Source organism: Microvirga sp. GN3 (genome assembly GCF_055792825.1).
This window is the reverse complement of the sequence record NZ_JBVVAK010000260.1, coordinates 1-7,118: the sequence shown is the minus strand read 5'-3', so window position 1 is coordinate 7,118 and position 7,118 is coordinate 1. Positions and strand designations below refer to the sequence as shown.

5 protein-coding genes and 1 pseudogene are annotated in these 7,118 nt (G+C 58.3%); 3 read left to right on the top strand and 3 right to left on the bottom strand.

Annotation, left to right across the window (positions count from 1 at the left end):
* Nucleotides 1-410: 410 nt before the first annotated feature.
* Nucleotides 411-1,505, top strand: a complete 1,095-nt coding sequence (locus ACS5Q1_RS45575) for a response regulator (RefSeq protein WP_473104402.1) — start codon at nt 411-413, stop codon at nt 1,503-1,505.
* On the opposite strand, the gene ACS5Q1_RS45570 is transcribed toward ACS5Q1_RS45575, so the two are convergent.
* Nucleotides 1,502-2,881 carry a sensor histidine kinase gene (locus tag ACS5Q1_RS45570; RefSeq protein WP_473104401.1) on the bottom strand — a complete coding sequence of 460 codons (1,380 nt, stop codon included), beginning with the start codon at nt 2,879-2,881 and terminating at the stop codon, nt 1,502-1,504. The two genes, ACS5Q1_RS45575 and ACS5Q1_RS45570, sit on opposite strands and share 4 nt — an antisense overlap.
* Nucleotides 2,881-3,396, bottom strand: a complete 516-nt coding sequence (locus ACS5Q1_RS45565; protein WP_473104400.1) for a putative pterin-binding protein — start codon at nt 3,394-3,396, stop codon at nt 2,881-2,883. The genes ACS5Q1_RS45570 and ACS5Q1_RS45565 overlap by 1 nt, the downstream gene beginning before the upstream one ends.
* Nucleotides 3,397-4,269: 873 nt before the next feature.
* Here ACS5Q1_RS45565 and ACS5Q1_RS45560 point away from each other — a divergent pair.
* Complete coding sequence (locus ACS5Q1_RS45560) at nt 4,270-5,868, top strand: calcium-binding protein (RefSeq protein WP_473104399.1); 1,599 nt, start codon at nt 4,270-4,272, stop codon at nt 5,866-5,868.
* A gap of 367 nt (nt 5,869-6,235) precedes the next feature.
* Here the strand turns inward: ACS5Q1_RS45560 and ACS5Q1_RS45555 are convergent, their stop codons facing one another.
* Complete coding sequence (locus tag ACS5Q1_RS45555; RefSeq protein ID WP_473104398.1) at nt 6,236-6,934, bottom strand: IS6 family transposase; 699 nt, start codon at nt 6,932-6,934, stop codon at nt 6,236-6,238.
* Between the two features lie 61 nt (nt 6,935-6,995).
* Here ACS5Q1_RS45555 and ACS5Q1_RS45550 point away from each other — a divergent pair.
* Nucleotides 6,996-7,118: pseudogene (locus ACS5Q1_RS45550) on the top strand (IS110 family transposase); the annotation flags it as partial.

The following is a 7,118-nucleotide window of genomic DNA, read 5'->3' as shown; positions in this document are numbered from 1 at the left end:
CCGACGCTTCGCCGACATCCTCACGGTTGCCTGCGCACGGCTTGGGGCCGATATGGGTTGCTAGCCCTTCATCGTGGGGGACTTTCACCTCCTACTCCTTGCCGGTCTCCCGGCGCACTGACGTATCCATCCCGATGCGAATAATCTGGTCCACGGACGGTCTCCTGTGTTTGAGATCTGCAATGACCTCATTCTGGCACAGCGATGCCGTAAGGGGGCCGTCCACCCCAACAGCCCTGACCACGCGCTGGATCAACCCGAAGATTCTTCTTGCGTCACCAGGGGCGTCTACACATGGTTGATAATACCGCCGAGGTTTATTGCATAAACCTTGCGCGCTCCCCTATAGGACAGTGACCTCGCGGTACCGGCAACTGCCGCCAGCAACCCAAGCCCTTCGAGAGCAAGCAATGCCACCACTGATTCTGTGCGTCGAGGATGAGCCCCACATACGCGCCATAATCGTAGAGGAACTGCAGGAGGCAGGTTATGATGTTCTCCAAGCCAGTAACGGGGCCGATGCCCTCAGGGTTCTTACCAGTCACACCCCAGACCTCATTCTCTGTGATGTTGATATGCCCGGTCTCAGCGGCCTTGATGTTCTTCAGGAATTCCGCAGCCGCTTTCCCGATTTGAGTGACGTTCCGTTCGTTTTCCTGTCTGCCCTTGCAGACCGCGCGGATGTGATCGCCGGTAAACAAGCCGGCGCCGATGATTATCTGACCAAGCCCATCGATCTCGATGTTTTGCTGGCGACCCTCGAGGCGCGCCTCCGCCAAGTCGCGCGTATGCGCGATAAGGTCGAAAGTAAGCTTCCCGAGATAGAGGTCGCCTTCTCACAGCTGCATCGTGAAGGCACGCAGGGAGCTTTGTTGGGGGCAGCCGAGGTGCTCAATCAGATTGCACTGGGCATCATGCTGATTGGAGCTGATCGGAAAGTCGTCTTCGTCAACCAAACGGGCAGAGAAATTGTCAAACAGGCCGATGGCCTCGTGATCTCGACGGATGGTTCCCTACGCGGCTCCACACCTCAGCAAACACAGGCAATACGTGAACTGGTGGACCGAGCTCTGGGGGAAACACGCCAAACCTCCGATGGTCGGGAGAGAGCAGGAGAGGGAGCCCTTGCAGTGCCCCGAACCTCCGGACGCCGCTCCCTGGCATTGCTGATAACCCCGCTTCGGTCGACAGTGACAGGAGGTGACAGGGCGATGGCGTGTGTATTCCTCTCAGACCCTGAGCGTCGCCCGCGCCTGCCAGCAGACCTCGTGGCGCGGCTGTACGACCTGACGCCAGCAGAAGCACGACTTGCTCTTGCTCTAGCCGAAGGGCGGCGATTGGATGAGATTGCCGCGGCTTTCGGGATAACCCGGAACACGGTGACCTACACCTTGCGTAACCTGTTTCGAAAGACGCAAACGGATCGCCAGACGGATCTGATCAGTCTCTTCCTTGGAAGCCCTCTATCGTTCAGCGCACGCACCGCAACAGGGGCATTACCTTAGCCAACAGCGATGACGCTCACTGTATGGGCCTCTTGAGAACATTCCCTTGTGCAACTGCGCGGCAGGCGAATTGTAAACGTTGTTCCCGAGCCTTCACGGCTCGCGACCTCGATGGTCCCACGGTGCATGTGGACGATCTCACGGGCAAAAGCGAGACCAACACCCGTTCCAATCGTTCCCCTGGCTGTCCGCGCTCGAAAATAGCGATCAAACAGTCGAGGCATGTCCTCCTCCGGCACGCCAATCCCGTAATCCTGGACGGCAATGAAGATCCAGTCCTCTTGCATCCATCCTCGGACCTGGACCGGTGTATCGCGGCCGGAATATTTCAGTGCATTTGAGAGGAGATTGCTAATCACTTGTTCCATCAGGATCGGATCGCATTGGGCAGCGGAAGGTAATGCCTCGCAGCTAACGTCGATCGCCCGACCAGGTTCAAGGCTGGTGTAGCGCGTGGACACGTCCGTGACGAGTTCTGCCAGATTGCAGGCAACGGGCTGGAATGCGATTTCGCCCTGATCAAATCGAGCGGCATTCAAGGTGCTTTCCATCAGCTTGGTCAGCTGCGCAGCTGCATCTCTGATTGTCGCCGTCCTCTCACCTATCTCCTCTTGATTCATCCGGGCCCCGCGTCTCATTATGCGCTGGGCGGTCATATCGATGACCGTCAGAGGCGTTCGGAACTGATGCGAGACCATCGAGACGAACTCACGATAAAGCTGACTGAGTTCTCGCTCCTTTTGCAATGAGACTGTTGCGAGCGCGATCTTTCGCTGCCCACGAAGGAGAAATAGGGTAAGTATCCCGCAGCTGAGGATCACCCCTGCGATATAGGCAAAGACCTGGAGAAGGGCATTCAAATGGGCATCCCGCAGCTGCATTGTGCGGTCCCGCTCGATCAGCATACTTTTGTTGGCGGCATCTCTCAGAACACTCACGAGAGGCTGGATGATGGAACGCGCGGCGGCATCGGTGTTCTTGTCATAGCGACCAAGGGCGCGAATATGAGCCTCAAGGGCAGCTAAGGCCTCCGCCTGTTCATCAAGCTTGGATGTGTAGCCAAGGTCGGCCAGATATGCGCGAGGTTGGCCATCGCGCACTGCCTCCAGGCGGCTCAGGAACACATTGAGGCGGAGCTCGATCTCATTCTTACCAACATCAAGGTCTCCTCCAGTGTAGCGAGAAATCGTATCGGACAGCCGGATGCCTTCATACTGGGCTTGGCTGGCCAGCCAGACGATGTTCTCGCCAATATCGCTCTTGAGGTTCTGCCCAACCTCGATAAGGCGAGCACTTGCCAGCACGAGGCATACAAACGAGGCCACGATGGCAATCGAGGACAGGGCCGGCGCGCGCGAGAGAAAGGGGTTCGGCATCAATGAATAGTAAGGCTATTCAGCTGCCATACCCAACGGGAGTCGTAGCGTGCGTCCTGCAACTCAGCGTTCTGGTCGCGGGGATATACAATCCAGATTGGTCCTTTGTCCCGGGGCATCAGGTCGCGGCCATCCATGCGGAGCGCCAGCAAGACGTCGAACTCCTGGAAGTCCGAGAGCGGGATTTCAATCGAGTAGTCGTTGAGGGCAGTCGCCGTCGCGTGTGTTCCCTTAGCTTCAACACGGTTTAGAAGATCACGCACGAGGATCCCCTCAAACGTCCTCACCCCTGTTGTCCACGCCGTTGAGGTCCTGAGTGTGCGCAAGCCAATGCTTTCGAGAAGCGCACGGTCAAATATGGCTCCACCTTTGGCACTCTTGACCCCGATCGCACCAGAGACGGTGAGAACCGGATCATCCTGTGGTTGTGGTAAGACCCCCGCAAAGCTCGGCAGAGCAGCGAGCGCAAGAACGATTGACGCTATTAAAGAGTTATGCAACTTTGTCCGCGCCATTATCATAGCCCTTCAAGGAGAACGTATGCCTCACAGCCATAATGGGGTGGGTTCTTAAGCCCCCAATGGGCTTACTGGTCCGGCCCAGGCGGTGCCCGAACTCCTAGCAACCCGCCGGAGGACTGCACTTGACCTCTCCCTATACGGACGAGATGAGGTCAGGTCAAACATCTCATCGAGCGGAGGCAACTTGCCGACCTGCGTCGGGATTGCTGACCATCTCCCCCAGGGCCGCTCATTGTCGTGAGCGAGCCAGAGGGGCCGGCCAGTGGTCCATCGGTTCTCCCAGGCAAGGGCTCGCCGCAGGGCCGAATCGATTGGGCCTGATTCGCTGTCAAAAGAGCCATCGGCACCGTTTTCAGCATCAGACCCGCGCCACGACAGGTGAGCTGAGGTCCTCGATCGGCCCCTAAAAGGTCGGGGCACGGTCGTTGCCGGGTGGACAAGCGCCGCACCGAAACTGACGCAGCCAGAGCACATTGCCAGCCAAGATCTGTGTAACGCTTACAGGCGCAGCACCCAGAGACGGAGCAACTCAGGGCAGCCAACCAATTGGAAATATGGCCACTCACCCCACACAAACGAGTGGGGCCTGCACGGGCTGATTGCGGTAACCATCCGCCTCGGCGTTCGCAGCAACAAGGCGCTATGCCGACAAGGGCTGTCGAGCGAAGATGATCGGCATCGCAACACAATGACCACACCTCAGTGTTGGGGCACAGAGATTCTCGTAACTGGACTTAGGGATGACGACAGGCAGGAAATCCGCGCCCAGATCCTCGATGCCGACAGATCGATTCGCGGCGGCATAGTCTCACTACAATCCTTATCCAAACCTACTCATTCAAATGAGATTGCACAAAGGGGTAACCTATGACTGTAACCTATAATTCCACGAACAAGATCTTCACTCTCGGTGTTGATGATCTGAATTTCGCGATCCCGGAGACGTGGGAAAGCGCCCCGACGCCGGCAGGCAGCGGCATTCTCGGCAACGATCTCAACAACCTTCTGACTGGCGACGGCACAGCCAATACGACCATTGATGGCGGCAATGGCGACGATACAATAATCGGCGGTGCCGGAGGGGATACACTTCGTGGTAGCGACGGGATTGATACGCTCTCCTACGCCACGGCTACTGTCGGCGTGAATGTTACGCTTAACAGCGCGGATGGCACGGTCACCGGCTTCGGCGTCGGCGCTGGAGATCAGGCCGGCGATAACATTAATGGCTTTGAGAATCTGACGGGATCCGGTCATGCCGATAGCCTGAACGGCAATTCGGCGGCCAATAGGATCGACGGCGGGGGCGGCCACGATATTTTGGTCGGCAAGGGCGGCAACGATACCTTGGTTGGTGGCCTGGGCGCCGACGACATGCAGGGCCTTGCCGACGATGATCTCTATTATGTGGATAATGGCCTCGATTATGTGCGTGAGCGCGGTGGCGAGGGCTCTGACACAGTTATCGCCAGTGTTAGCTTCAACCTCTATGCTCAAGGAAACGGTGAGGTTGAAGTTCTAGCAGCCGCCGGAGGACACACTGCCATCGATCTCACCGGCAGTGCTTCTGCCAATCGCATTATCGGCAATAGCGGCGACAATGTAATCGATGGCTGGACTGGCGCCGACACTCTAGAAGGGGCCGCAGGGAACGACATCTACCACGTGGATAGCGCTGGCGACGTCGTAATCGAGAACGCTGGCGAGGGCACCGATCTCGTCAATACCAAGATCAGCTATACCCTGACCGCTCATGTGGAGAACCTCACGGCCCTGAGCGGAGCGACCAACGCCATTTCCCTGAACGGCAATGCCCTCAACAACTCGATCACCGGCAACGAAGCCAATAACATCATTGATGGCGGAGTCGGCGCGGACACGATGATGGGCGGGGCAGGCGATGACGTGTACTATGTGGACAACGCCGGCGACGTGGTCATCGACAGCGTGGGCAACAACACGATCTACACCACCGTCACCTACGGGAGCACGCAGTTCGTTGGCCAAGTGGTCGCGATCGGGTCGAACGCCATCGACCTCAGCGGCAACGATCAGGCCAACACCCTCACCGGCAATCCCGGCGCCAACCGCCTCAACGGCGGCAAGGGCAACGACATCCTGTTTGGCGGGGCTGGCAAGGATACTTTCGTCTTCAACAGCGCGATCGGCACCTACAAGACGAACAAGTTCCTGAACCTCGACCGGATCCAGGACTTCAAGGTCAAGGAAGACAAGATCCTTCTCGACAACGCGATCTTCAAGAAGCTTGGCAAGGCCGGCAAGCTGAAGAAGGACTACTTCGACAGCGGCACCAAGGCCAAGGACAAGAACGACTACCTCGTCTACAACAAGAGCAAGGGCATTCTCTCCTACGATGCCGACGGCTCGGGCAAGGGCAAGGCGGTCGAGATCATGAAGTTCGACAACAAGGCCAAGCTAGCCTACACCGACTTCCTCGTCATCTGAGCGCAATCAGAACAGCAGAGCCCGCGACAGGCCTCCCGCGGGAGGCCTTTTTCGTGGGTGTGCGGAGGGCGGCTGGTTGGTGCCCGATGCTCTCGTGGTGGTGGAGGAAGCGCAGGGCGTCGAGGTCTCGCAGCCCGAGCGCTTCGAGGAAGTCGAGCGGCAGGACAATGCTTGGTTCATGCGCTCTGCCACGCCGCCTGATTGGCCAAAGATACCATGCAGGCCATCGAAGATTGGCTCACTCTTCGTCTCTTCAGATTTGGAAGGAGACAGGCCGATGCCTCAGATGGAACAAGCGCACCCCGCTCAGGAGGCTATGTTGCATTAACTTGGAAAGGGCAGGACGAACCTAGCCGAAATAGATGGCTCAGGCGGCAAGACCGAAGAGCTGGTTCACACGACGGATTTCGCCTGTCGCGCCGGGCTGCGGCAGGATGCAGTGGCCACGACGAATCATCCGCATGACCTCAAAGCCTTTGATCGTCGCGGAGGCTGTTTTCATCCTTTGGAAACCGCGGGTCGGCCGGATCAAGCGCTTGAGCGCGCCGTGGTCTGCCTCGATGACATTATTGAGGTATTTCGAGGTCCGGTGTTTGACCTCGTTCGACAGCAGGCCCTCCTCCTGCAGGCGCTGGATCGCCTTGGGATACGATGCCAGTTTGTCGGTCGTAATCGAGGACGGCGGATGGTCGCTCACCGTCTTCAGGGCTCTGCGCAAGAAGCGATACGCCGCTCGGCTGTTCCGGCGGTCGGACAGCATGAAGTCGATGAGCTGACCGTGCTTGTCGACGGCCCGGAACAGGTATTTCCAGCGCCCACCGACCCGCACATACGTCTCATCCACACGCCAGGAGTCTGAGCGAGGTCCTTGGTACTGGCGCACCCGCTTCTCGATCTCCGGGGCGTAGCGCTGAACCCATCGGAAGATGGTGGATGGGTCGACGCTGACGCCGCGTTCCTGCATCATCTCAGCCAAGTCGCGATAGCTGATCCCATACTTGCAGTACCAGCGCACACATAGAAGGATGATCTCGACCGGAAAGCGGCGGCGCTTGAACAAAGACAACAGGACGGCTCCTTGACTGGCCGCTCCGAATTACACTGCCGAGGTTAATGCAACAGTGCCGGCTGGGGACGAGGCCTTGCGCAGCGTGCTGGTGGTCGGCGCCACTGCTGTCATACGGCAGTTACGGCGTGGCCAGTGTGCGGCTGCCTCGCCCTGGCTGGTGGCGTTGCTCAAGCGCAAGCCG

Coding starts and splice junctions, on each gene's coding strand:
- ACS5Q1_RS45575 (WP_473104402.1), top strand. CDS start 411: ATGCCACCACTGATTCTGTGCGTCGAGGATGAGCCCCACATACGCGCC.
- ACS5Q1_RS45565 (WP_473104400.1), bottom strand. CDS start 3,396: ATGGCGCGGACAAAGTTGCATAACTCTTTAATAGCGTCAATCGTTCTT.
- ACS5Q1_RS45570 (WP_473104401.1), bottom strand. CDS start 2,881: ATGCCGAACCCCTTTCTCTCGCGCGCGCCGGCCCTGTCCTCGATTGCC.
- ACS5Q1_RS45560 (WP_473104399.1), top strand. CDS start 4,270: ATGACTGTAACCTATAATTCCACGAACAAGATCTTCACTCTCGGTGTT.